At 56.3% G+C, this 26,637-nt stretch carries 16 protein-coding genes and 1 other RNA gene; 3 read left to right on the top strand and 14 right to left on the bottom strand.

What is annotated here, in order from left to right; genetic code table 11:
- Positions 1 to 211 precede the first annotated feature (211 nt).
- Positions 212 to 1,900 carry a DNA mismatch repair endonuclease MutL gene (mutL, locus tag RRF56_RS07995; protein ID WP_317037110.1) on the top strand — a complete coding sequence of 563 codons (1,689 nt, stop codon included), beginning with the start codon at positions 212 to 214 and terminating at the stop codon, positions 1,898 to 1,900.
- Between the two features lie 130 nt (positions 1,901 to 2,030).
- On the opposite strand, the gene RRF56_RS07990 is transcribed toward mutL, so the two are convergent.
- The 12 genes from RRF56_RS07990 to rpsT form a co-directional block, all read right to left on the bottom strand.
- Positions 2,031 to 3,233, bottom strand: coding sequence for a glutathione S-transferase family protein (locus RRF56_RS07990; protein ID WP_317037109.1), 1,203 nt, complete (start codon positions 3,231 to 3,233; stop codon positions 2,031 to 2,033).
- 120 nt (positions 3,234 to 3,353) lie between these two features.
- Complete coding sequence (locus RRF56_RS07985; protein WP_317037108.1) at positions 3,354 to 3,998, bottom strand: response regulator transcription factor; 645 nt, start codon at positions 3,996 to 3,998, stop codon at positions 3,354 to 3,356.
- Between the two features lie 351 nt (positions 3,999 to 4,349).
- Positions 4,350 to 4,952, bottom strand: a complete 603-nt coding sequence (locus tag RRF56_RS07980; protein WP_317037107.1) for a fasciclin domain-containing protein — start codon at positions 4,950 to 4,952, stop codon at positions 4,350 to 4,352.
- Between the two features lie 304 nt (positions 4,953 to 5,256).
- Positions 5,257 to 5,898 carry a hypothetical protein gene (locus RRF56_RS07975; RefSeq protein WP_317037106.1) on the bottom strand — a complete coding sequence of 214 codons (642 nt, stop codon included), beginning with the start codon at positions 5,896 to 5,898 and terminating at the stop codon, positions 5,257 to 5,259.
- A gap of 93 nt (positions 5,899 to 5,991) precedes the next feature.
- Positions 5,992 to 6,336, bottom strand: a complete 345-nt coding sequence (locus RRF56_RS07970; RefSeq protein ID WP_317037105.1) for a hypothetical protein — start codon at positions 6,334 to 6,336, stop codon at positions 5,992 to 5,994.
- A 337-nt stretch (positions 6,337 to 6,673) separates the two neighbouring features.
- A complete protein-coding gene (gene rnc / locus RRF56_RS07965; RefSeq protein ID WP_317037104.1) occupies positions 6,674 to 7,399 on the bottom strand; it encodes a ribonuclease III in 726 nt (241 codons plus the stop codon).
- A 22-nt stretch (positions 7,400 to 7,421) separates the two neighbouring features.
- An RNA gene (rnpB, locus tag RRF56_RS07960) (RNase P RNA component class A) lies at positions 7,422 to 7,796 on the bottom strand.
- A 130-nt stretch (positions 7,797 to 7,926) separates the two neighbouring features.
- Positions 7,927 to 11,919: a DNA-directed RNA polymerase subunit beta' gene (locus tag RRF56_RS07955; protein WP_317037103.1), complete on the bottom strand. Its 3,993-nt coding sequence runs from the start codon at positions 11,917 to 11,919 to the stop codon at positions 7,927 to 7,929.
- A 53-nt stretch (positions 11,920 to 11,972) separates the two neighbouring features.
- On the bottom strand, positions 11,973 to 13,847 hold the full coding sequence (locus tag RRF56_RS07950) for a DNA-directed RNA polymerase subunit gamma (RefSeq protein WP_317037102.1): 1,875 nt from the start codon (positions 13,845 to 13,847) through the stop codon (positions 11,973 to 11,975).
- 130 nt (positions 13,848 to 13,977) lie between these two features.
- Positions 13,978 to 17,286, bottom strand: coding sequence for a DNA-directed RNA polymerase subunit beta (gene rpoB, locus RRF56_RS07945; RefSeq protein WP_317037101.1), 3,309 nt, complete (start codon positions 17,284 to 17,286; stop codon positions 13,978 to 13,980).
- Positions 17,287 to 17,432: 146 nt separating this feature from the next.
- Positions 17,433 to 18,275 carry a TatD family hydrolase gene (locus RRF56_RS07940; protein ID WP_317037100.1) on the bottom strand — a complete coding sequence of 281 codons (843 nt, stop codon included), beginning with the start codon at positions 18,273 to 18,275 and terminating at the stop codon, positions 17,433 to 17,435.
- Positions 18,276 to 18,337: 62 nt separating this feature from the next.
- Positions 18,338 to 18,640 carry a 30S ribosomal protein S20 gene (gene rpsT, locus RRF56_RS07935; RefSeq protein ID WP_317037099.1) on the bottom strand — a complete coding sequence of 101 codons (303 nt, stop codon included), beginning with the start codon at positions 18,638 to 18,640 and terminating at the stop codon, positions 18,338 to 18,340.
- Positions 18,641 to 18,855: 215 nt separating this feature from the next.
- Here rpsT and hisD point away from each other — a divergent pair, with 215 nt between their 5' ends.
- Together hisD and RRF56_RS07925 are read left to right on the top strand one after the other, a co-directional pair.
- The gene (hisD, locus tag RRF56_RS07930; RefSeq protein ID WP_317037098.1) at positions 18,856 to 20,181 is read left to right on the top strand and encodes a histidinol dehydrogenase; all 1,326 of its coding nucleotides are present in this window, start codon (positions 18,856 to 18,858) and stop codon (positions 20,179 to 20,181) included.
- Positions 20,182 to 20,292: 111 nt separating this feature from the next.
- Positions 20,293 to 21,933, top strand: coding sequence for a CTP synthase (locus RRF56_RS07925; protein WP_317037097.1), 1,641 nt, complete (start codon positions 20,293 to 20,295; stop codon positions 21,931 to 21,933).
- 75 nt (positions 21,934 to 22,008) lie between these two features.
- On the opposite strand, the gene RRF56_RS07920 is transcribed toward RRF56_RS07925, so the two are convergent.
- Both RRF56_RS07920 and RRF56_RS07915 read right to left on the bottom strand, forming a co-directional pair.
- Positions 22,009 to 23,196, bottom strand: a complete 1,188-nt coding sequence (locus RRF56_RS07920; RefSeq protein ID WP_317037096.1) for an adenylate/guanylate cyclase domain-containing protein — start codon at positions 23,194 to 23,196, stop codon at positions 22,009 to 22,011.
- A gap of 9 nt (positions 23,197 to 23,205) precedes the next feature.
- Entirely contained in the window at positions 23,206 to 26,481 is a 3,276-nt protein-coding gene (locus tag RRF56_RS07915) for an MHYT domain-containing protein (RefSeq protein WP_317037095.1), read from the bottom strand.
- Positions 26,482 to 26,637: the final 156 nt, after the last annotated feature.

Here is a 26,637-nt window from a genome sequence, read left to right as displayed (position 1 = left end):
GAAAATAGTAGACAAAACGCCAGATGATTCCCCGATATTAATTGAATAAAATCAATTATTTTCCCTGAGTTGGGGTTCGGATTAACTCCAAAACTAGAGTTTAGAGTTACGGAGCCAAGGGCAAATTCTGACCCTGGCGCATCATCCTGGCAGTAGCATAGGAGTAGTTCTTTGGAGGCTTAAGCCCATTACTGCCGTTAGCTCATCTAATGTGGCCCCCAACAGCCCCATTCAGCCTCTGCCCGGAGATGTGATTCACAGCATCGCCGCTGGAGAGGTGATCGACTCTTTGGCAGCAGTGGTACGAGAACTGGTTGAAAATGCCTTAGATGCCCAGGCTACCCACATCACCATTGCCCTCTGGCCCGATCAGGGACGAGTGCAGGTAGCCGACAACGGCATCGCCATGACCCTCGATGATCTATGTCAAGCGGCAGTGCCCCACAGCACTAGCAAAATTCGCACCCAGGCTGATCTATGGCAGGTGCATAGCCTGGGGTTTCGGGGAGAAGCCTTGCACAGTTTGGCCCAGGTAGCCCAGCTTGAGCTGTGCAGTCGTCCCGCCGGAGCGTCGTCGGGCTGGCGGGTGATCTATTCTGCCCAAGGCGAACCGATAGAGACAACGCCAGTGGCGCTAGCCCCTGGCACCGTGGCTACGGTGACCGATCTGTTTAGCCGTTGGCCAGCTCGTGGGCAGCGGCTACCGGCGATCGCCCGTCAGATCACCCAGGTGCAGCGGGTGATTTACCACTGTGCCCTCGCCCATCCCACGGTGACCTGGACAGCGCAGCTGAGCGATCGCCCCTGGTTGGCGTTGACCCCTAGCCCCAGTGCCAAGGGACTGCTGCCTCAGATGGTGCGGACGGTTAGCGAGGTTGACCTGCAAGAGGGCTGGCAGTCAGCCCCCTGGGCCGAGCAGGATGATCTGGCCTCGCAGACGGGCCTCTATGGCGTGATTGGCCTGCCCGATCGCTGCCACCGCCCCCGCCCTGACTGGGTCAAGTTGGCGGTCAATGGCCGTCTGGTGACAGTGCCCGAGCTAGAGCAGAGTATTATCAATGGGTTTCGCCATACTCTGCCCCGCCATCGCTACCCTCTGGTGTTTATGCATCTGACCGTGGCCCACCACCACGTCGATTGGAACCGCCGCCCCGATAAAAGCACGCTGTATTTGCATCAGCTCGACCAGTGGGCTGCCCTCTGTCAGAGCCACGTTGAGACTCTGTTGAGCCAAAATCCTGCTGCACGACTCGATCAACCCCAACAACAGCGGGTCACGCAGCTGCTCAAAACGGCAGAACCCAGCGGGGCCTACGGCCTAGCCACCCTGTCCGATGGGTTGCCGTACCGCGATCGCCCCAGCACCCTACGGGCGATCGCCCAGGTGCACGATCGCTACATTTTGGCCGAACAACCCGATGGTCTCTGCCTGATCGAGCAGCACATTGCCCATGAGCGGGTGCTCTACGAACGCCTGCAAGCCCGATGGCGGCTGGTGCCCTTGGTCACCCCAGTGGTGCTGGAGGGCCTGAGCGACAACCAGATCGAGCAGCTTCAGCGCTTAGGGCTAGCCCCAGAGGACTTTGGCCCTAGCCGCTGGGCTATCCGCCAAGCCCCGGAGCCGTTGTGCGATCGCGACGATCTGCCCGATGCTCTAGTCGAACTCAGCCGGGGGGGGAATCTAGATACAGCCCAGGTGGCGATCGCCTGTCGCACCGCCATTCGCAACGGCACCCCGCTTGATCTGGCCACCATGCAAACCCTGCTTGACGATTGGCAGCAAACCCGCAACCCCCGCACCTGCCCCCACGGCAGACCCATTTGCCTCACCCTGAGCGAAACCAGCCTGGCCCGCTTCTTTCGCCGCAGCTGGGTAATCGGCAAAAGCCACGGCATTTAGCTAGAGGCAGGGCATGCCCCGTTGAGGCGCTGGGCACCTATCTCTGCTGCGTTCCCATGGAGAAGATTCTGCGCCGCCGTCCCCTCCTCGGAGGGGTGCCCGCAGGGCGGGGTGGGTCAAGTTTCCTGCCCTAAGCAGCAAAATTTGCCGGGTCTTGATCGCGGCGATGACGGATGGGCAACGGTTCTGGTTGGGCCTCTCCGGCTAGGGCTGCGGTGGCTTCCAGGGCTTCGCGCAGGCGTTTGGCGGCGTAGATTGACATGTCGCGGGGCACGTTGATGCGATCGCGCAGATACCGCAGTCCCAAGTCTGCCCCCGCTGGCGGTTCGCAGGGCTCCCCCGTCATTAGATAAGTCAATGCACAGCGCAGGGCAGCGTCAATCACATCGGCAGCGGCAGGGTTAACCTTAATAATGTTCTCGCGGTGCTTCACCATGCGGGTCAGGGCTTCTCGGCGAGAGGTCTCTGGTTCCGGGTAGGCGACATCGGGCAGACCAAACCAGGGGCCAAGGTCTACCTGAGTTTGGTTGCGTTTCGTCTGGGGCAAATCATTCTCGTAGCAGCCGCCCATCTGCGGTGGCAGGTCGTGCACGTGGGTGTGAAAGTCGCTCTGGGTGCCGCGATAGGTGGCGCGGCTCTCCAGCCCGTCAAACCACGCCCCCAAACGGGGGTTCTCCTCGCGCAGCGAATAGCCCTTGTAGTAGTAGAGGCTGGCGTTCATGCGCTCTACGTAGGGCACAAACACCACATCGGCGGTGCTAAACTCCGGCAAAAAGAACGGGCCGGGGGTGCTGGCCAGGGCTTGCTCAACCCGCTGCACAATACCCACAAACTGCTCCCCGGCCCGCTGGTCTACCGCAGGCGATCGCGCGGGCTGGCACAGCCACATACACCAGGCCCGAAACAGCAGCCGCTCTAGCTGACGCAGGGGCACCACCGCCGGGTCTTTCATTCCCCAGACCAATGGGCCAAAGGCATGTTCTAGGGCCAGCAAAATGTCGTCGCTTTCGGTAATCATCTGCCCGTCCAGTTCCAGGGCGGGCAGCATCCCCGAAGGCACCTTGCGCTTATACCAGGCTTCCTTCTCGCCGTAGCAAAACATGGTGACCTTTTCGATGCGGTAGGGCACCTGCTTTTCTTCCAGCCACAGCCACACCTTTTGGCAGTAGGGGCACCAGGCATGGTTATCGCGGTACAGCGTTACCCGCACCGCCGATTCGGGCTGACCAAACAGGCGCAACCGAGACTGAGCGTTAGTTGGCCCATTCACCAGGTCCACAGAAAAATCGGCCATCTCTTCCAGGGCCGACCAGCTCAAGGGGGCAGTTGTCATAAATCAGGAAACGCAATTAGGTCACTACCCTGATTGTGCCAGGAAGCCAGGGTTTACGGTACGCGTTTTAGGTCTAAGGCCGCCCCTTAAACCATATCCCTTGAAACCTTGAGCCCCTTGCTAAGCCTTGTTATTTTCGATCGCCCAGCGAGCAAGCTCAGTACGGTTATTGAGGCCGGTTTTGCCCAGCATATTGCTGACGTGGCTCTCAATGGTGCGCTGACTCACCTGGAGCTCGTTGGCAATTTCGCGGTTAGCCATGCCTCGGGCCACAAACTGTACCACCCGCAGCTCGGTGGGGGTAAGCTCGACGTCAAAGGGGACCTGAATGGCTGGGCTGCTACCCCCTTTAATCTGCTGTTTAATCAGCCGAGACGCTTGTTTGAGCGAAGATTCAACCTGGGCAACGAGTTCTTCAGGCTCGAAGGGCTTGACCATATAGACGTCGGCCCCGGTGTTTAAACCCTTGACCCGGTCTTGGCTCTGACCTTTGGCCGAGAGAAATAAAATTGGGATCCACTCGGTGGAAGGGCTTTCCCGCACGTGACGCACGAAGGCATGACCATCCATCTCAGGCATCATCACATCGCAGATAATCATATCTGGGGTAATCTGCTCAAGCACTTCCAGGGCTTCTCGACCATTGCCCGCTGTCTTGACCTCGTAGCCACGGAACTCAAGATAGTCCTTGACCAGCAAAATCAAGTTGGGATCGTCGTCAATTAGCAGAAGCTGCTTTTGGTCGCCTGGGGTTGAATCCTTCATGCTCTGACAATCACTGCGATTAACTCTTCTCTAATATGCCCCTGGAACATGGTGCACTCTCCATTGACGCAGCATCGGTGCTTTTGAGCCTAATTGGCTTAACCAATTGCAAACGACTGATGCTTACTGCTGATGATACTTCAACAAATTGATATCAGCGTGCGATCGCCCTTTTGAGACTCTGTTAAGCCGGCCTAGTCTCAGTAAACCATGGGACGTGAACCACTTAGGCCAAACGGTCGCCCTCGGGTGGAGCGACCGTTGATAACTATTACCTTAAGGCACTTTGGGGTAATGCAATCGGCCCAAGGCACCATGCTAGAGCATAGCTATATCGTAGCTGCGTGGGGCCTAAAGCGGCATCAGCACCGCGTCAATCACATGGATGACACCGTTGCTGGCTTCAATATCAGCCATCACCACATTGGCTTCGTTAATGGTCACAGCCTCATCCCCCACCATGACCATCACAGGTGATCCAGAGATGGTTTCGACTTCTCCATCAGCCAAGTCGGTGGAACGCACTTCACCATCGACTACATGGTAGGTAAGCAACTGGGTGAGTTGGTCGCGGTTCTCGGGCAGCAGCAGCGCCTCAAGGGTACCTTCCGGCAGGGCTTCAAAAGCTGCGTCAGTGGGAGCAAATACCGTCACTGAGAGGTCGCTATTGTTGAGCACCTCCGTTAGGCCTGCCGCTTCAATAGCAGCGGTCAGAATTGTAAAATCTTCGCCACTGGCGGCAATTTCAGCGATCGATAGCTCAGCAGTAGCGGGTTGTTCAGCCTCGGCTGCTGGCTCCATATCTTCCTCAACCGGCTGCTCCATCTCGGCGGGCTGCTCTACCGCAGGACTATGGCTGTCAGAGATCGCCTGCTGAGGAAAGGCCGTGATCGCGACGGGGGCAGCACCAAACAGCAGCAGACCCAGGGCGATGCGAAGAGTGTTCGGAGTCATTGTAATTACGTCCTAACGGGTGTTTCAGATTAGCCAGCCAAACAACGTTACATTGCTTAACCAGACCTGAAAAGTTGTAACACGGTGGTCAGGGCGGTCTATCTATCTAGCGATAGAGCCCACTTGTTCCCCAAAAGCCGTACCAAGGGCTAAGGGCTTTCCGTTAGGGCGTTCGGGGTCCAAGCACCACCCAACTAAATCGTCAGGTAAAAAAAGAATTTGCTGGGTTGATCAACGTCTGTCGCTGTCAGCTCCAACAACGACTGTCAGAGAATCGGAGAGTATTGGTGTCCCTTAGCGGTGATTACTCATTGCGCTGGGGAGTGCCCTGTTCGCGACCGGGAATAGCTTCCATCACGGCTAGTACAGCCTGCTGCGCCGCGAGAATGTCCCGTTCCTCCCCGCCCAGATAAACCCGCCCAAAGCTACCCACCGAGCTAATTTGCAAAATGTTGATTAGAGCTGCTTTCTCTGCCTCATTGGCGGCCAGAGATGCATAGGCCGCAGGCTCAACTTCAAATACATAAAGGGTTTGACCAGCGACAATCATGTTGCCCCGGCGACTGCGGTTAATCAGTTGCACATGGTGAGGGTCAAGATTTCGAATCACCTGACTAGAAATAATCCGGGGCTTAAGTCGCTCACGGTAGGTAACCCCTAGGGCGTTGAGCATGGCCCCGCCTGCGGCGTGTACTTCGCCCTGGTTGCTGGCGTGAATCTCCAGCAGCCCGTACAATCGCTCTACAATCAGAGTGCCGGGGCGCACAACCGCCGCTTTCAGGCCAATGTCGAGAATGCGGTTGATCTCAATGCCAGGGGAAATTTCTATCCACAGAGAGGCATCGCCAGGCAGCGGTAAAAACCCCAGCGACACAGTGCCCATATAGGCGGCGTGCTGGGGTTGAAGATTATCAATAAAAACGTAGCTGCGAAGATCGACGCCCAAGGCCCAGTATCCTACTTTCCTTCCTTGGTAGTATACGGGCTGGCGCAACACCTTGGCGTGCTAGCAGGTGCTCCTAGGCGATGCTAAACCAGATCAAAATTCAGAGCCAAACCCAACCGATGTCGTGCCCATGGCATCGTAAACGGTCAGTCCGAGGGGCAGTCTAAACTCTCCCGAACTGTCGAGCAGGTCGTTCAGCAAAGGTATATTCAATGACTTAGCAAAATCAGTGATTTCACTGTCCTCCTGGCGACCTACCTGCCGACTCATGGCATCCGCTAGCTGATTTAATCGATCTTGACTGTGATGCTCGGCGACGAGAGCATCTGCCATGGTTAACGGGGTGGTTTGAAGGTCGTGGGGCGAAGCCATAGCCTGCACGGGCAGGCTACAACTCCCCAGAACTGCTGCCGCCGCAAGCCAGTGTGAGGTATGCATGATGATATTTGTGTGAGGTGTGTGAGGGTGAGCCAAGGTCGATGATCAGGAACTTAAACTCTTGACCCTGACAAATAATTGCCCTGACCGAAAATCGACGAGTTTCTCTAGGTATAGCCCGCCAAAGTAGATTGTCAAAGCAAACTTATCGTGGGTTCATGAAGCCGCTATTTTATGAAGCGACGTTCATAAATTACCTAGAGTTTGAGGTCGTCGGTATCGCCCTACGGGGTTAAGTTGCCCAAGCCTTCAGGAAAATCACCTGTTTTTTTGGCTGATGATTTAAACCTACACAAATAGCGATCAGGTCTAGGGTCTGAGCGCAACGAGCGCAAGGTTAAGGGACCGAGGGCTGATCATGGGTAAGGGCCGCAGAAAGGCGATCGTAGGCTATGGCAGCAGCGGCCTGCTCAGCCTGCTTTTTGGTAGAGCCATAACCACTACCCCAGCAGGTTTCCCGAAACCACACTGTAGATTCAAATCGTTGGGGATCGCCGTCAACGGGGCGCTGCTCGGTAGTGCGGTACTGGGGCAGTGCTTTGCTATGGGCCTGGGTGAGTTCTTGCAGGGCTACTTTATAGTTTTGGCGAGCCGGGTCTAGGCGGACGAGGTCGGCCAGTCGTCGTAAATCGTTGTCTAGCCAAGATCGCACGCGCTTTAAGGTGTGAGTGTCTAAGTACAGCACCGCTACTACGGCCTCAAGGGCATCGGCCAAATGGGTGGGGCCGACCTGCATAGTAGGAGCTACCGTTAGGTAGGAGGCTAAACCTAGCTCCTCGGCCAGTTGCCCCAGGGTGCGATCGCTAATCAGCACCGATCGCACCGCCGACAGCTCTCCCACCGATGCCTTAGGAAACGTCTCTTGCAAACATTCCGTTGCCGCCAAGCGCAGTACCGCATCCCCCAACAGCTCTAGCTGCTCGTAGTTATGGACAGCGTCTACAGACTTGTGGGTCAGCGCCCGATCGAGAGAAACCCAGTCAAAGCTTTTGTCGGCAGGTAGTCCCAGTTCCTGCATGCAGCGCTGGAGCTGCCGTAACCGAAACAATGGTAAATCTGACACAGGCCAAAGATGCAATAGAAGGGGAAGGAGGTAGACATAAGCCGGGTTCTGTTCCTCCGTTGCCGGGGGGCGGTTATCTATCTGGGACGTTTGTTGCCAAACGCCTCTTGCGGTACTTAAAGCGGGGCCGGAAAAAGACCAACCTTGCCCCTTGACCTTGCACCCGACCGGGGTTTACCGAGCCAGCACCTCTCAATGCTGCTGGTGCGCTCTTACCGCACCCTTGCACCCTTACCTGTGCCCTGGAGTTAATACTCTGGGCCATCGGCGGTATGTTTCTGTGGCACTCTCCTCACGGTTGCCCGCACTGGGCGTTACCCAGCAAGTCTGGTCTTTCGGGAGCCCGGACTTTCCTCAGACTGGCATTCACCAGTCCGCAACCGCCTGCGCTACCTCCCTCTTATCTATTAGTCTAAACCCCAACGTCTAAACTCCAGATCCTTAAGGCCAAATTCAATAGCTGTAGCTTTAAATAAAATAAATCCCCGGCTGATGTACATCAGCCGGGGATTTTTAAGGCCTACACCCTAGAGGGTTTCGGTTTTGTCGTCAATTAGCAGGTCGTCGTCGTCATCGAGGCTAATCCCGTTGCCGAGTCCGGGGAAGTCGCCATTGCCGTCGCGGCGAGGGCCACTATCCTCTACAGACATGCCACCAATCATCTCATCGTCATTGAGCATGCTGAGGTTGCCCTCCAGGTCATAACTGCGGGCTGTAAAATCATCCAGCACCACATCCTGAAGCACCATATCATCGTCCAAAATGGCCGACTCATAGGCAGGGTCAAGCTCAGGGGCCGGGGATTCTTCGTAGGCGTTGTAGCCCGTGCCCGCCGGAATCAACCGCCCAATGATGACGTTCTCCTTCAGGCCCCGCAGCCAGTCAGACTTGCCTTCAATGGCTGCTTCTGTTAGCACTCGAGTTGTCTCCTGGAAGCTAGCGGCAGAGATGAAGCTGTCGGTATTCAGCGAAGCTTTGGTGATTCCTAGCAGCACCGGAGTATATTCTGCCGGGGCACCACCAGTAATGGCCATGGCCTCGTTGACCTGCTCTACCTGGTAGATCTCCACTAGTTCGCCGGGCAGCATGGTAGTATCGCCGCCGTCGTCGATCCGGCACTTCGACGACATCTGCCGCACAATCACTTCTGTGTGTTTGTCGGAGATGTCAATGCCCTGGGATTGATACACCGACTGCACTTCGTTCACCAAGAACGACTGCACCTTTTGCAGCGCTCCCAATGCCGCATCGTGGATACCCTGGCCCAGGCTGAGGTTGTACTTGAAGAACACCTCCAAAATCTGGTGTGGGTTAGCGGGACCGTCGGTGAGGTGTTCAGCGGTGCTGACCCGCTGACCGTCAGAGACAATGACGTTTTGGCCAGGGCTCACCGGGTACTCAGTGACTACGCCATCGTCTTCGATGATTTTGACCTCTACGGTTTCATCATCGCTGTAGACCACCTGGGCATTCCCAGGCCGCTCAGCTAAAACGCAGGCTTCCTTCGGTTTGCGAGCCTCTAGCAGCTCTTCAATCCGAGGTAGACCCTGAATGATGTCTCCAGTCTTGGCCCGCTCAAACACCAGCAGCACCAGGTTGTCACCCCGCTGTACTAGGTCGCCGTCTTCAATGTGTAGTACAGCACCGGTAGATACTCGGTAGGGGCGGGCTAGGCGAAGGGAGATTTCTCCCCCCTCGATCGCTGTGACTTCACCCGACTCTTCATGGCTAAGGCCAGGGGCCAGGTCAGTGTTGGCCACTACCAAGTCTCCCACTTGCACGGTTGGCTCCTTGCCTTGGAGATCGACCTTCATCCGGTCAGTCTCCCGAACCACAAGCACTCGGCGAATGGCCTCTTGCCCTTCCCGAATACCACGCACCTCACCCGCTTCTTTACAGCGAATCTCGGTACGAGCCACTACGGCCCCTGGCTCAATTTGCTGACCATCTTCCACCAGCAGGCGGGTCACGGTGCTGCCCTGGGTTTGGTCGGCCACTACGTCGCGGCGAATCACCTGGGTTTCGAGCACTACCATTTGCAGGCGCATCAGGTCAGTATCATCGTCGTCGGGTACTAACTCGATGTCGGCGACCACGTGGGGCGACTCGTCTTCGATGTCGAGCACTAGCTGAGTGCGTAGCAGCTCAACTCCAACCACGGACTTAACCCGTTCTCCATCTTTGAAGGGGATCCGCTGAATGGCACGCAGCTTGATTGAGCCAGTGGCATCGGCGGCACTGTCTTGACTGGGGACAGCAGGCTCGTTGGGCACCACATACTCTTCTACCGGACGCAGCAGTAGGGCAGGGCCATCGGGGGTTTCGACGTACTCGACGTAGCGCAGAGCATCGGCCACGAGACCCGGCATGACTTCTTCGCCAGCATTGACTAGGGTGCCGTCGCGGTCCATTACATCCTCGGGGGCATCCACCATGTGAATGTCGCCGGGCTTGACCAAAATCTCCCGCAGAATGTCATTCTTTTGGGTAACTTCAACGACACCGCTGTTTTGGCAGAAGATATCTTTGACCACTTCGGTACCGGCTTCCAGGTACTGGCCGTCTTCCACCATCAGCAGGGAGATGTCTTTGTTGACCTCGTGGGCTTCTTCGGGAATCCACAGCAGGGTGCCGCCCTGAACGACTTCATAGCCCTGCTTGCCCTTGCCTTTTTTGGCCACATCAACGCCCGAGAACTTGACGATGCCGCCAGTTTGAGTGTGGAAGCGATCGTCTTCTAATTCAGCGATCACCTGGCCGCTAGTCACCTTGGCTCCTGGCGTAGCAATTAGCGAGAACCGCTGACCGTGGGCTGTTTCGATGAAGTAGTGCTCGCGGCCTTGGCCCTGCTCTTTGCGGACCTGAGCCTGATCGAGCATTACCGAGGCGGTGATGATCTCAACTTCGCGAGTCCCCTTTTCATCGTCGGCCTCAGGTAGACGCACCATGCCGCCTCGCTCGGTGGTGAGCTTGGTTTCGGCTAGGGTGTCGTCAGCGTTGACGTAGTCGCCGTTGCGCACCACAGGCTCGGCACTGGGGGGCAGGTTGTAGACATCGCCTGCCAGTACCCACAGCAGGCCGCCCCGCTGGGCCAGGCGAGTGGTGTTGCCCTGGCGGTCAGTTTTTTCTTCCTGTACCAGGCCAGCAAATTTCACTTCTCCAGCTAGGTCGGAGGTTACGTCTTTGGTGGCTTTTTCGGTCACTTTGCGGGTGCGGCCAGCGGAGGGCAACTCGGCTAGAAGCTGCTCTTTCTGAACGGTTTCACCTTCATTGACAAACAGAATGGTGCCCTGGGGCAAAGATTCGGTTTTGTTTTTGCCGGTGCCTTCGATGGTTACGTCGGCGTTCGACTCCAGCATCAGGGCATCTTCCCCGTAGCGGGTGCGGAAGGCACGGGTCTTGAGGTTTTTGGGCAATTTGACGGTACCGTCTTTGCTGGCCCGGATGCGGGGGGCCACTTCGCCAGTGAACGTACCGCCGGTGTGGAAGGTCCGCATGGTCATCTGGGTACCAGGCTCACCAATCGACTGGGCGGCGATGATGCCTACCGCTTCACCCAGATCGACCATTTCCGAGTGAGCCAGACTCCAGCCGTAGCAGAGGCGGCATACGGATCGGGTGGCTTCGCAGGTAAGAGGCGATCGCACCACGACATCCTCTACGCCAGCCTCGGCCAGCATTTCTGCCGTCTCGGGAGACACGGGATGATCTTTCTCCAGCAGCACTTCACCGGTTTGGGGATGAACCACATCCTCGGCCACTACCCGACCCAGTAGGCGATTCTCCAGGGGAATTAGCACTCGCTCACCGTCAGTCATGCTGCGCAGGGGAATGCCACGGGTCGTACCGCAGTCGTGCTCTCGGATGATCACGTCCTGGGAAACGTCGACTAGACGGCGGGTGAGGTAACCCGAGTCGGCGGTGCGTAGCGCCGTATCTACCAGGCCTTTCCGCGCACCATAGGAGGAAATCACGTACTCGGTAACGGTCAGCCCTTCGCGGAAGTTGGTCTTAATGGGTAAGTCAATGATTTCTCCCTGGGGGTTGGCCATCAGACCCCGCATACCCACCAACTGCCTGACCTGGGAGATGTTTCCTCGGGCTCCCGAGAATGCCATCATGTAGACCGAGTTGAGCGGGTTGTTTTCTTTAAAGTTCTTGACCACCTGATCCTTCAACTCTTCGCTGGTGTCGTTCCAGGTGTCAATTACCTTAGTTAGACGCTCTACCTCGGTGATTTCACCTCGGGTGTAACGCTCTTCGGTAATGCGAATATCCTCTTCGGCAGCAGCCAACATCTGCCGCTTTTCTTGCGGCACCTGAAGGTCTTCCACGCTGATGGAGACCCCGGCGCGGGTGGCGTACTTAAAGCCTAACTCCTTGATGCGGTCGGCCATCTGGGAGGTGCGAGCGGTGCCGTGGTGGGTAAACGACCACGAGATCAGCTTTTTAAGCTGCTTCTTGTCAATGATGCGGTTCCGAAAGATCAGTGAGTTTTGGGGTGCCCCTTGCTCAGCCATGGGTTTCGCCTTGTGTAGTGGTGGTCTGGTGGTGATGGGTGGTGATATGGCTCTTAGCCTGCGATCGCATCAAGTACCGCTTTGTTGTAGATAATGCGGCCCGGAGTAGTCTTGATGTACTGGGAAATCAAGTTGCCCTCGCTGTCTAACCGCCTGCGGCGATCGGGGTAGATTTCCGTGATGGTGCCATCCTCAGACTCCATGCGCTCTGGGGCCGCAGTCGTAGGCTGATCAGACTCCACCTCGCCGTCAAACCGCAGCCAGACCTTAGCGTGAAGATCGACCAAGCCCTGTTCAAAGGCCATGATGGCGTCGTCCATGCTAGCAAAGTAGTGCCCCTCGCCCTTATTGGCGTCAGGGTTTTCTGCCGTCAGGTAGTAACAGCCCAGCACCATGTCTTGGGATGGAGTGATGATCGGCTGCCCGGTCGCCGGGGATAGGACGTTGTTGGAGGCCAGCATCAGCAACCGTGCCTCTGACTGTGCCTCTAGGGATAGTGGCACGTGCACCGCCATCTGGTCACCGTCAAAGTCAGCGTTAAACGCCGGACAAACTAGCGGGTGCAGCTGAATCGCTCGCCCCTCCACTAAGATCGGTTCAAAAGCCTGAATCCCTAAGCGGTGCAGGGTTGGAGCTCGGTTTAGCATCACTGGGTGGCTCTCAATCACCTCCTCCAGCACATCCCATACGCTGGGATCGTTGTGCTGAATCAGTTTCTTCGCCGCCTTAATGTTGTTGACCAGCCCCTGGCGAATCAATCGGTGAATCACAAAGGGCTGAAACAGCTCGATCGCCATTTCTCGGGGCAGGCCGCACTGGTGAATCTGTAGCTTCGGCCCGACTACAATAACCGAACGACCAGAGTAGTCAACCCGCTTGCCCAGGAGGTTTTGGCGGAAGCGGCCCTGCTTACCCTCAATGATGTCGGAGAGAGACTTCAGCGGCCGGTTATTGGCACCGACAACGGTGCGCCCTCGGCGACCATTGTCGATCAGCGCGTCAACTGCTTCCTGGAGCATCCGCTTCTCGTTGCGGACGATGATCTCAGGAGCCAGAATTTCCTGAAGCCGGGCTAAACGGTTGTTACGGTTGATGACTCGACGGTAGAGATCGTTGAGGTCGGAGGTGGCAAACCGTCCGCCGTCTAGCTGCACCATCGGTCGCAGATCGGGCGGAATCACCGGAATCACATCCAGCACCATCCACTCAGTCTTGGAGCCAGTAGCGATAAAGTTGTCGATTACCCGCAGTCGCTTGATCAGCTTGGCTCGCTTTTGTCCCTTGGAGTTGGCGATCTCTTCCCGTAGCTTTTCTGCGGTAGCCTCGAGTTCCAAATCCTCCAGCAACCGCTGGAGAGCCTCGGCCCCAATGCCGACCTCAACGCCTGCAAGCTCCGTCTCCTCGTCGTAGAGCTGATCTTCGATCTCAATCCACTGATCTTCTGTCAGCAGCTGCTTATAGCTCAGATTGTCGGCATTGCCCGGATCTAACACCACATAGGCGTTGAAATAGACAATTTGCTCTACGTCCCGCAGAGGCATGTCTAGCAAAATGGCGATATAGCTAGGAATCCCCTTGAGATACCACACGTGGGCCACCGGAGCCGCCAACTTGATATAGCCCATCCGGTGGCGGCGCACCCGCGATTCGGTGACTTCTACGCCACAGCGCTCACAGACAATGCCCCGGTGACGCACCCGCTTGTATTTGCCGCAGTGACATTCCCAGTCTTTGGCAGGGCCAAAAATGCGCTCACAGAACAATCCGTCCATCTCAGGCTTGAGGGTACGGTAGTTAATGGTTTCGGGCTTGGTCACTTCACCGACGATCTGCCCGTTGGGGAGGGTGCGTTCGCCCCACTGACGAATGCGTTCGGGGGAGGCGAGTCCGATTTTGACGTAGTCAAATCGCTGTTCTAGCTTGGCCATGCTGATGTCTTCCTTGTAAGCGCAATCTGGGCGGAGCAGGGTTGGGCTAACCCTGCCGGGTTGGGATGGGGCGATCGCAGGGGAACAACCGCCCCAGAGTCGGGGTTAAAGGGAGCGATCGCTCACGACATTATTCTTCAACTTCCTCTAGCTCTTCGTCCCTCGCAATGGACTCGTAGGTAGGGCGAGATGGGGTGCGGCGGCTGTTAACATCGGCCATCAAATCCACCTCAGTGTCACGGCTGGTGCCATCTTCCCTGGTTTCGACCTTGTGCACCGCAATGTCTAAACAGAGCGATTGCAGTTCTCGCATCAGCACCTTAAACGACTCAGGCGTGCCGGGCCGCGGGATCGACTTGCCCTTGACAATGGCGTTAAGCGCCTCGTTTCGGCCCTGCATATCGTCAGACTTGACCGTCAGCAACTCCTGTAAGGTGTAGGCTGCGCCAAAGGCCTCTAGCGCCCACACCTCCATCTCACCAAAGCGCTGACCACCCTGCTGAGCCTTACCGCCCAAGGGCTGCTGGGTCACCAGCGAGTAAGGACCCGTCGATCGGGCGTGGATCTTATCATCAACCAAGTGCACCAGCTTCAGCATGTAGGCCCGGCCTACGGTGATAGCCTTATCGAAAGGTTCACCCGTGCGACCGTCTCGCAGCTGAATTTTGCCGGGGTCATCCGGGTTAAACACCCAGTCTTTACCCGTGGTTTCCCGTGCCTCCATCAGCTTGCCGTGGGTGGAGTTACGAGACGCCTCTTCACCATACATTTCGTCAAAGGGAATGACCTTAAAGCGACAGTCGAGGTTGTCGGCAGCCCAGCCCAGCAAACACTCAAACACCTGACCCACATTCATCCGGGAAGGTACACCCAGGGGGTTGAGCGCAATATCGATGGGTGTACCGTCGGGCAGGTAAGGCATATCTTCTACCGGCAGGATGCGGGAGATAATGCCCTTGTTGCCGTGGCGGCCAGCCATTTTGTCGCCCACCTGAATCTTGCGCTTCAGGGCCACATAAACCCGCACCACCATGTTGGCACCGGGCGGCAGCTCATCCCCCTGCTCGCGGGTAAACACCCGCACGTCAACCACACGGCCTTTTTCACCGTTAGGTACTCGCAGAGAGTTGTCCCGCACATCTCGAGCCTTTTCACCGAAAATGGCCCGCAGCAGCTTTTCTTCTGGCGGCTGATCCGACTCCCCCTTAGGCGTCACCTTACCCACCAGAATGTCGCCCGAATCTACCCAAGCTCCAATCCGAATGATGCCGGTTTCATCGAGTTGACGAAGCGAGTCTTCGCCCACGTTAGGGATTTCTCGAGTGATTTCTTCAGGCCCCAGCTTGGTCTGGCGAGCCTCAATCTCAAATTTCTCAATGTGGATTGAGGTGTATACGTCGTCATACACCAGACGCTCACTGAGCAGAATCGCGTCCTCGTAGTTGTAGCCTTCCCAGGGCATATAGGCTACCAGGATGTTTTGTCCCAGGGCTAGTTCACCGCCTTCGGTGGCAGAGCCATCGGCTAAGACCTGACCCGCTAGCACCTGCTCTCCAGGGAAAACAATCGGACGCTGGTTTAGACAGGTGTCTTGGTTAGAGCGTTGATACTTTTGCAGCTCATACTCGTGAACGTTACCCTCAGGGTCACGCACCTTGATTAGATCGGCATCTAGGTAAACGATCTCACCGTCAGTGCGGCTGATAATCACCATGCCGGAGTCCCGCGCCGCCTGGGCCTCAAGCCCAGTACCGACCAAGGGCCGCTCTGGCTGGAGTAGGGGAACTGCCTGACGCTGCATGTTTGATCCCATCAGGGCACGGTTGGCGTCATCGTGCTCAAGGAAAGGAATCAGCGAGGTGGCCACCGAGATAATCTGCACCGGAGACACCGCCACATAGTCGACTTCGGTGGAGTCGGTGGTGGTGAAGTCTTGGCGATAGCGCACCGGAATGGTGTCGCCAATGATGTAGCCATTCTCATCGGTGGCAATGTCACCGGGAGCCACCCGCAGATCGTCTTCTTCGTCGGCGGTCATGTAGATCGGCTCTACATCCTTGAAGACCTGACCGTTTTCGGCCTTAAAGAAGGGGGTTTCGATAAAACCAAATTCGTTGACCCGAGCGTGGGTAGCCAGGGAGCCAATCAGACCCGCGTTCGGTCCTTCTGGTGTTTCGATCGGGCAGATGCGCCCGTAGTGAGAGGGGTGAATGTCGCGTACAGCAAAACCTGCCCGCTCCCGAGTCAGACCACCAGGGCCAAGGGCGCTAATTCGGCGCTTGTGGGTCAGCTCCGCCAAGGGGTTGGTCTGATCCATAAACTGCGAGAGCTGGCTAGAGCCAAAGAACTCTTTAATGGCTGCCACTAGGGGCTTGGGGTTAACCAGCGAAGCTGGGGTCAGCGAGTCAGAGTCGGAAACCGTCATGCGCTCCCGAATGATGCGCTCTAGGCGGTTTAGACCCACCCGCACCTGGTTTTGCAGCAGCTCACCTACAGACCGCACCCGGCGGTTGCCTAAGTGGTCAATATCGTCAATGGAGCCGACATCAAACTCCAGGTTGATCAGGTAGTCGATCGCCGACAGAATATCGGTGGGGGTCAGCACCCGAGTGGCATCGGGCACGTTGAGGCGCAGCTTGCGGTTGATCTTGTAGCGACCTACCCGACCCAGATCGTAGCGCTTGGGGTCAGAAAAGCGAGAGTGCAACAGCTGTTCACCCCCCGCCACGGTGGGGGGTTCGCCGGGACGTAGCTTGCGATACAGCTCTAGCAGAGCCTCTTCTTCGCTGAACTGCCCTTCTTTTTCGATCGTCTTTTGAAAATATTCAGGGTTGCGCAGGGAATCAAAGATCTCATTGTCGGTGAGACCGAGCGCCTTGAGCAGCACTTGCGCCGAGAGCTTGCGCGTCTTGTCGATACGCACCCACACTAGGTCGTTTTTGTCGGTTTCAAACTTCAGCCAGGCTCCTCGGTTGGGAATCAGGTTGGCGTTGTATGTGCGGCGACCGTTTTTGTCTGTTTCAGATTTGTAATAAACCCCAGGACTACGCACGATCTGGTTGACGATCACGCGCTCAGCACCGTTAATGATGAAAGTGCCGCGATCGGTCATCAAGGGCAGATCGCCGATGAAGACCTCTTGCTCTTTGATCTCCCCAGTCTCTTTGTTAATTAGCCGAGTGGGCACGTACATTTGCACGGCGTAGGTGGCATCCCGCCGTTTAGCCTCATCGACGTCGTACTTGGGACTCTTGAGCTTGTACTGCTTACCGAGAAAGTGCAGCTCAAGTTTACCGGTGTAGTCGGTAATAGGTGAGAAACTTTCCAGTTCTTCGATCAATCCTTCTTCTAGGAACCAGCGAAAGCTAGACCGCTGAATTTCTACCAGGTCAGGCAGAACAAAGTTGGGAGTAGTTTGGTAAACGGTGGTTTCAGTCATGGGTCTCCTAGTGCAGGTTGGCCAGGCGCAGGTTGGCCAAGATCTAACGACGCGTCTGGAACAGAGGGGAACGGTTAAGGAATAGCAGAACAGATTGGTGGTGGCATAGGCGAACAGGCTAGAACCCGACGCATTCAACCAACCGCCTAACAGCCTGCCGGGGTTGGTATGGGGGGTAGATTAGAACCCAGGGGAGATAACAAGGATGATTTTGGCAATTTAAACAACGTCAAAGCGTTATGAGTGGTGATTTGGGCTAAAACGTCAAAATCGACTTGGCGCAGGCTGGACAGACTAGCCGCCACATGATAAACAAAGGCCGGCTGGTTACGCCGCTCCTTGCGTTTTGGCTCGGGCGATAGAAACGGGCAGTCCGTTTCTATCAGCAGTCTGTCATTGGGAACCATTTGGGCCGAAGCCTTAACCTGATGTGCATTCTTGAAGGTAACGATGCCACTAAAACTAATGTAAAACCCCAGATCTAAAAACCATTGGGTTTCCTCTGGGGTGCCTGCCCAGCAGTGCATGACGCCCGTTATCGCACCAACTGTGCGCTGAAACTCGCGGATCACCTGGGCAGTGGCGAGAGCTGCATCGCGACAGTGGACAATCACCGGCAGGTTTAGGCCATGGGCGATGGTCAACTGCTGCCAAAAGGCCTCCCGCTGAAGTACCGCATTATCAGCCTTAAAAAAGTCTAGACCGGTTTCACCAATGGCCACAACTCGGCAGTCGGAAGCCGCCAACTCAGCGATCTGCGCTGCCGTAGACGGCAACCACTTATCCATGTCGAGGGGATGTAGCCCTACGGCCAGGTAAAGCTCTGGAATGCGATCGGCGATGGCTTGCATGGCCGGGAACTCACCCGGCTCGACGCAAGAATGCACCAAAGCTGAAACCCCGGCCTGTCTCCAGGCCCGGGCCAGTTCATCGAGATCCCCAGCAAACGTATCAAAGTTGAGATGTACGTGGGTATCAACCAGAGGCATAACAGATGCAGCGACAAAAAAGGGCAGGCAGCCTAGCGTATCCGTAACCCAAGGGAGACCCCCTAGGAGGCAGCCCCTGTCGCTTCCTGTGCTTTGAGAACCCGCGCCAGTCTAGACTTTTTGCGGGAACCAGTGTTGCGGTGAATCACACCACATTTCACAGCTTTGTCGATTTTGCTGTAGGCAGCGGCCATAGTTGCTGCCACTTGTTTCTCGGTTTCACTGCTGGGAGCAGCCTTATGGGCCTCGACCGCAGCGAGATAGGTTTTGGTAAGGGTTTTGACCGCCGATTTGTAAGATCGATTTTGGAGCCGATTGCGCTCGGCCACTTGAATTCGTTTCAGTGCAGACTTAATGTTTGCCACAACTCGCCCTAGCTTAACAAGATTACATTGACTGGATAAAACATGTTAGCACCTATTGCTGCAATTGAAAGCTTTGGTTTACTGCCAAATTATTCGTTAGATCGATTAGGATGTTAGAACGCTGGTGTTGATTGCCTTTTCGGGATGCTCCACCTCCCTGGGGTGGTTGGCGTAGCGAACTTCACCTTGCTAGCTTATCTGGATTCCTGGCTGTAATGCTCCGCATCACTCATCAGCTGACCGAGGCAAAGACAGAGCTACAACGCATCTGTGCGCGCACCCACGACGACCAGGTCGTTCATAAGGAAGCAACGGTTCGAGAGATTTTGCATGCCGTTCGTCGCCAAGGCGATCAGGCTTTGGTGCAGTACACCGCAGATTTTGACGGTGTCACGCTCCAGGCTGAGGAGTTGCGCCTCTCAGGGGCTGAACTAGACGCGGCCTACCAGCAGGTGAGCAAGGGCTTGCTCGATGCGATTCGCTTGGCTTGTAAAAATGTAGAGGCCTTCCACCGCCATCGCGTGCCCCAGAGTTGGGTGCGCTTTGAAGATAATGGTGTGGTGTTGGGTAAGCGCTACACTCCCGTTGATCGAGCCGGGTTGTATGTACCGGGTGGGCGGGCAGCTTACCCCAGTACTGTGATTATGAATGTCATTCCAGCTAGGGTCGCTGGGGTGAAGCGGGTGGTGATGGTGACGCCACCGAGCAAGATTGGGGCCGTCAACCCGGCGGTGCTAGTGGCGGCCCAAGAGGCGGGGATTACTGAGATTTACAGAGTGGGGGGGGCGCAGGCGATCGCGGCTCTCGCCTATGGCACTGAAACTATTCCAGCGGTCGATGTCATTACTGGCCCTGGCAATATCTACGTCACCCTGGCTAAGAAACTCGTGTTTGGCACAGTGGGCATTGACTCCTTGGCCGGCCCCTCGGAGGTGCTGGTGATTGCTGACCACACGGCTAACCCCGCCCATGTGGCGGCTGATTTGTTGGCCCAGGCAGAACACGATCCGATCGCTGCTGCTATTTTGATTACGACCAGCGAAGCGTTGGCTGAGCGTGTGGCGGCTGAGGTAGACCGACAGCTTGCTGGCCATCCACGCCAAACTTTGACTGAAAAGGCGATCGCAAACTTTGGCCTGGCTGTTGTGGTCGACAGTTTGGAGATGGCAGCTGAGTTATCCAACGGCTTTGCCCCTGAGCACCTTCAGCTCGAAGTAGCTGAGCCCTGGGATTTGTTGGAGCAGATTCGCCATGCGGGGGCGATTTTTCTAGGCCACTCTACCCCTGAAGCGGTGGGCGATTACCTAGCTGGCCCCAACCACACGCTGCCGACGTCAGGCGCGGCCCGCTACGCCTCGCCGCTGTCGACTGAGACCTTTATGAAGCACTCTAGCCTGATGCAGTATTCCCCTGAGGCTTTGAAGGGAGTGGCCGATGCGATCGCGGTGCTGACTGAGACCGAGGGGCTGCCCTCCCACGGCGACTCGGTGCAGCGGCGGGTGCAGCCCGAATTGGGAAACAACGAGGGAGCAGCCATTTAAATCCGTCGGCGCTGGACACAGGGGTAGACAGAAGGCATCGTTAACGTGAATCGCCCGGCCCCTGTGGCACAATTAACGGGTTAACGCTCCTTGGGTCTGGGTTGGGCTGCTATGACGAAGTTTGTATTTGTAACTGGCGGTGTGGTGTCAAGCATCGGCAAGGGCATTGTGGCTGCCAGCTTGGGTCGCTTGCTCAAGTCGAGAGATTACTCTGTCTCTATTCTTAAGCTCGATCCTTATATCAACGTTGACCCCGGCACCATGAGCCCCTTTCAGCACGGGGAGGTGTTTGTCACCGAAGATGGTGCAGAAACCGATTTAGATTTAGGGCACTACGAGCGCTTCACCGATACCGCCATGTCGCGGCTTAACAGTGTCACAACCGGCTCTATCTACCAGGCCGTGATCAATAAAGAGCGCCGGGGCGACTACCAAGGGGGGACGGTACAGGTGATTCCCCACATTACTAACGAAATTAAGGAGCGGGTGCACCGGGTGGCCCGCAACACCAACCCCGACGTGGTGATTACCGAAATTGGGGGCACTGTGGGCGACATTGAGTCGCTGCCGTTTTTGGAGGCAATTCGCCAATTTCGCAAGGATGTGGGTCGCCAAGACGTGCTCTATATGCACGTTACCCTAGTGCCCTGGATTGCCTCAGCCGGGGAACTTAAAACTAAGCCTACCCAGCACTCGGTGAAAGAACTGCGCTCTATCGGCATCCAGCCCGATATTTTGGTCTGCCGCTGTGAGTGCCCGCTGCCCCAGCCGATGAAGGAAAAAATTGCCGAGTTCTGTGATGTGCCCGCCGAAGCGGTGGTCACCTGCCAGGATGCCAGCAGTATTTACGAGGTTCCCCTGAAGCTGGAGCAGGAGGGGTTGGCCCACCAGGCCATGAAAATATTGTCGCTAGATCAGCGCCAGCCCCACCTGGGCCAATGGGAGGCCCTAGTCGATGGTCTCTACAGCTCCAGTCGTCCGGTTGATATTGCCATTGTGGGTAAATACGTCAGCCTTAATGATGCCTATCTGTCGGTGGTAGAGGCTCTACGCCATGCGGCGATCGCCCACCGGGCAGCTCTCAATGTTCGCTGGATCAATTCCGAAGATATTGAAAGTGAAGGCCCAGATACCCACCTTAGTGGGGTGAATGGCATTTTGGTGCCGGGAGGGTTTGGCTCTCGCGGTATTGGCGGCAAAGTTCAGGCGATTCAGTACGCACGGGAGCGCGGCATTCCCTTTTTGGGTCTGTGTTTGGGCATGCAGTGTTCGGTGGTGGAATGGGCCTGTAATGTGGCCCACTTAGAAGGGGCCGATAGTTCTGAGTTTACGCCCGAAACCCTCAATCCAGTGATTAGCCTGCTACCCGAGCAGCAGGATGTGGTAGATCTAGGCGGCACCATGCGCCTGGGCCTCTACCCTTGCCGGTTAGCTCCCGACACACTGGCCCGTCGCCTCTACGACAAAGAGGTGGTCTACGAACGCCACCGCCACCGCTACGAGTTCAACAACGCTTACCGCAATCTATTTGTAGAATCTGGCTATAGCGTCAGCGGCACCTCCCCCGATGGCCGTCTCGTAGAGATTATTGAGTTGCCCAACCATCCCTTCTTTATCGCTAGCCAGTTTCACCCCGAGTTTCAGTCGCGGCCCAGTGCGCCCCATCCGTTGTTCATGGGGCTTGTGAATGCGGCTTTAGGGAATACCGCCGTGCCGGTGCCACTAGAGGTGGCGGCGGCGGTTGAGGGTTAATCGGTAGGAGAGAAGCTGGTTAGCCAACTCATTGAGCCTAGCTCAAGCTAGCTAGGGCACCTTTCGCGAGGTGCCCTAGCCGCAGCATAGGGTTGGGTTGGGCGAATCATCGAGGGCAGTGGCTGAGAGCGGGCTCGACACCACCTGGTTCTGGGAAAGTAGCCAGTAGGTGGTCATGCGATCGCCGCTTTTGAGTTTGATTGGGCCTCGGGGCTCTAGGGTGAAGTGGTCTTTAAGCTGCAGATAAGTCTGCTCAGACACCTGAATTTTTCCAGCTTTGCCGGTGGTTTCCATAAAGCTAGCGATGTTGACCGTATCGCCCCACAGGTCATAGATGAACTTTTGGATGCCAATTACCCCAGCCACTAGGCTGCCGGAGTTGATGCCGATCCGCAGCTGGAAAGGGGTGCCGTCGGGCCGTTGAAAATCACCGATGGTGGACTGCATATCGAGGGCCATTTGAGCGATCGCCTGGGCATGGTCGGACCGGGCCACCGGCACCCCCGCAGCCACCATGTAGGCGTCGCCGATGGTTTTAATTTTCTCTAGCCGATAGGTAGCCGCTAAAGCATCAAAGCGAGAGAACATCTGGTTGAGTAGGTGCACCAGTTTGCTAGGTGTCAATTGAGCCGCTACAGTGCTGAAGCCCACAATATCGGCAAACAGAATAGTGACTGCGTCAAACTGGTCGGCGATCGAAGACTCCCGGTCCTTAAGGCGCTGGGCAATTTGAAACGGCAGCACGTTGGTCAACAGTTCCTCCGACCGCTGTCGCTGGCGGCGAAGCTCGACCTCGACTTTCTGACGCTCTTTGATTTCGGCCTGGAGCTGCTGGTTTTGAGCGGTGAGCTGCTGCTGCTGCCGTCGCAGAGCAAGCTGATGCTTGACCCGCAGCAAAACCTCGTAGGCCATGAAGGGCTTAACAATATAGTCTGCTGCCCCTAAATTAAAGGCTTCCTCTTTTTCGGCTTCGGCGTCGCGAGCGGTCAAAAAGATGACCGGAATACTTTCGGTAGCCTCGTCTGCCTTGAGCCGTCGGCAGACCTCAAAGCCATCCATCACCGGCATGGTGATATCGAGCAGAATTAGATCGGGAGGGGCTAGGGCAATGGCGTTGAGCGCTAGGGTGCCGCCTAATGCTTTGCGACAACGATATCCCTCAGCTTCAAGAATTGTCGCTAACACCCGCAGGTTGTCGGGGATGTCGTCTACCAGCAGTATGTCTACATCATCCTCAGGGGTGGGGGGTGGGGTAGTTAGCATAATCGGGTGCTACAGGGAGATAGATTCGGTTGAAACAGCAGTCAAGTCAATGATGACATCGAGGCGAAAATCGTCAACCAGGCAGTCTAAGCGTTGGGCTAACGCTTGATAATCAGCCGGGAGTTGGGCGATGAGCTGGCGCACCTGGCGATCGTCGGCGGCTTGGGCGGCCTGGTGAAGTTGACCAAGCCAGTCGGTTGACAAGCCGCTAAAGTCGTCCTTGGTAAGGGGAGTACGACTTTGGTCACGGCAGAAAATAGCCCTCTGAGCGCTTTTTGAGTCAGCCTCGATCGCATCGACATACTGATAGGTCAAACCCAGGCTGTGGGCAACGTGCTCTAGGAGCACTGAGCGCTGTAGGGGTTTGGGCAATACGGCGTTACAGCCCGCCGCTATACAGTCTGAGCGTTGCTCTTCAAACACGCTGGCGGTTACGGCCACAATGATGGTGGCCTCGCCGCCGGGCAACTGGCGTACTTGGCGAGCTACGCCATAGCCATCTAGCACCGGCATGCGCATATCGAGGCAGATCATATGGGGCTGCCAAGTGCGCCAGGTGTCTATGGCCTCTTGCCCATGGCGGGCTTCTCGCACCTCAAAACCCACCGCTTCTAGCCAATGGCGCATGAGCAAACGACTCTCAGCCGCATCGTCAGCGACTAAGATGCGGCGGGTGGGTTGCTGGGGGGCCAGTCGGGCGATCGCCCGACTGGCCGATACAGGCTCTAGGGGGGCAGTAACAATGCCGACTGGCAGGTTGACAGTAAACATTGACCCCTCCCCTGGCCTACTGTGGACGGTAATGCTACCCCCCATGAGCTGAGCAAAATTACGGCTGAGGGATAGCCCTAGCCCGCTGCCCTCAGCTGACAGACGGCCTGACTGAGTTTGCTCAAAGGGCTGAAATAGTTGAGCTAATTCGCCTGGATCAATACCCACTCCAGTGTCTTGTACGACCACCTCAAGCCAGTGGGTTTTGGTGGAGTCACTAGCGCGGGGCATGGGCCTGCTCTGGATGCTGGCCCTCACCGTGACGCTACCCTGGGCCGTAAATTTAATCGCATTGCCAATTAAATTTATGAGAATTTGTCTGAGCTTGCCCTGGTCAGCCCACAGGCGGTAGGGCAATGGTGGCGGCGGCACCACCTCAAGCCGAATGCCACGAACCTCAGCCTTGAGTTGCAGCATGTCCTCCACGGCCTGAAGGATTTGATGCAGGTCAAAGGCGGCTTCATCGAGGGTGATTTTGTTGGCCTCAATTTTAGCCAGCGACAGCACGTTGTTGATCAGTTCTAACAGATGGTTGCCGCTGCGGTTGACAATGTCGATCAAGTCGCGATGGTCGCCCTTTAAGGTGGCGTCATCGTGCAAGATTTGGGTGAATCCTAAAATGGCGTTGAGCGGGGTACGCAGTTCATGGCTCATGCTGGCTAAAAATTCGCCCTTGGCTTGGCTGGCGGCATCGGCAGCTCGTTTGGCGATCGCTAGCGCCTCGGCCTGTTGCTGAGTTTGACGCAACAGATCGGCCTGCTGTACGGCCGTCCCCAGGTGAGTACCGACCTGGAGCACTGTTTTGACTTCGTGACGACTCCAGGTGCGGGGCTGGTGGTGGGCGTAGATGCCGAGCAATCCCCAGAGCTGGTTACCGGCAAAAATTGGCACAATGACGTAGGCCCGCACCTGCCATTGCTCTAAAAACTCTAGGTAGCACGTGTCAAACCCTTCGCTATAGATATCGTTGACTCGATGATAGGTGCGGTCTTGGCGATAGGTTTCGGCCTGGGTTTCTTGCAGGTAAGTATCTTCTAACAGCAAATAGCCCTCGTCGAAGGCGCTGTTTTGCATCTGACGGGCACTGCAGTCAGATTGATCGATCAGCTGTTGGCTACTCCCAGGAATAAGTAGAGTGGAGGGGGCATCTAGGTCAGCGAGATTTTCAGCGACTACTGTGCCACTCCAGTCGGGGTTAAAGCGATAGATCCAGACGCGATCGCAGTTGACCGCCTGCTGTAACTCAGCAGTGGTCGTCGCAAAAATCGTTTCTAGATCGAGGGTCTGGCGCATACGCTGCACAATCCGCATCACCGTTTTCTCGCGGTTAGCTACGGCCCGCACAGCGGCCTCTGCCTGCTTCTGCATGGTGATATCGCTACAGGTGCACACTACCCGCTCTACTTCACCCAACGCACTGAGTTGAGGGTCAACATTGACCAAGAGCCAGCGCAGCGGGGCCGTCTGATTAGCTCTTACCCCAATTACAACGTCTCCGATGGGTGCTTTTTGGCAAATGGCTCGCTGTACCGGCAACTCTGTAGCCAAAAATGGCGAACCGTCGTCTTGGCAAATAATGCCTGTCTGACCAAACCTTAGATCAGAGTGGCTTGTTTCAGGAAGGCCCAAAAACTGTCGGGCGGCCTGGTTGCTAATTAAAATTTCGGCGTTGGCATTGAGCAGCAAGACCCCCACACCCATCTCGCGAATTAGACTGCGAAACCGCTGTTCGCTATGAGCTAGAGCTTCTTCCTCTAGCTGCCGCTGGGCCAGGCGTTGATTCACTTTCAACACGATGAGCGTGATGACCAAAATGACGCCCGCCCCTAGCCCAACCGCTACGGCCAGCCAGCGCGTATCCAGGTTGGCCTCTAGGCCCATAGCCGATACCGGTAACGCGCTAGGCTGAAATAGCGTGCCCGCCATCCCTGTGTAGTGCAGGCCACCAACGGCAATTCCCAAGGCGGGCACGGCCAGGTTGGCTGACCAACTCTTTCCCTGGAGAGGACTTTGCTGAGAGCGCAGCGTCACCCCCAGGGCTATCGTAGAGGCTACCATCGCAACGGCTACTGAGAGCGCCACCAACCACCACTGATAGCTAATTTGAGCGGCCATCTCCAAAGCTCCCATGCCTGTATAGTGCATCCAGGCAATGGCCAAGCCCATAATTGTACCCCCAGCGCCCAGACTTAACTTACTCACGCCTGAACGGCTGACCACCGCCAAAGCCACCCCTGCGGTCAGCACTCCATACACTAAGGATCGAACGGTCAGCAGTAGGTCATAGCTGACTGGCATAGACATCTCCAGCGCTAGCATGGCAATGAAGTGGGTTGCCCAAATGCCTGTTCCCATAGCTAACGCACCACCGATGAGCCATGGCCACTGCCGCCAACCGGTTGTCGCTAAGATCTGACGACCCAAACTCAAAGTAGTGTAAGACGCCAAAATCGCTACACCAAACGATAGGCCGACTAAGCCAGCATTGTAGTGACCAACTACCGCGTAGGCCATGGTGATCGTTCAACTCTAGACTAAATAACTGATTCTAGATGCAACGCTAGCATTCCCAAAAAGCGATTCCTTTCAACAAGAAGAGTATCAGGAGTTACCAGCTTTTTGGTATTTCATTATTTCTGGGAATGAAGCTTTAAATAAATCCTCAAGATA

Source organism: Nodosilinea sp. E11, assembly GCF_032813545.1.
Lineage (GTDB): Bacteria > Cyanobacteriota > Cyanobacteriia > Phormidesmidales > Phormidesmidaceae > Nodosilinea.
This window is presented reverse-complemented; position numbering and strand designations above follow the sequence as displayed.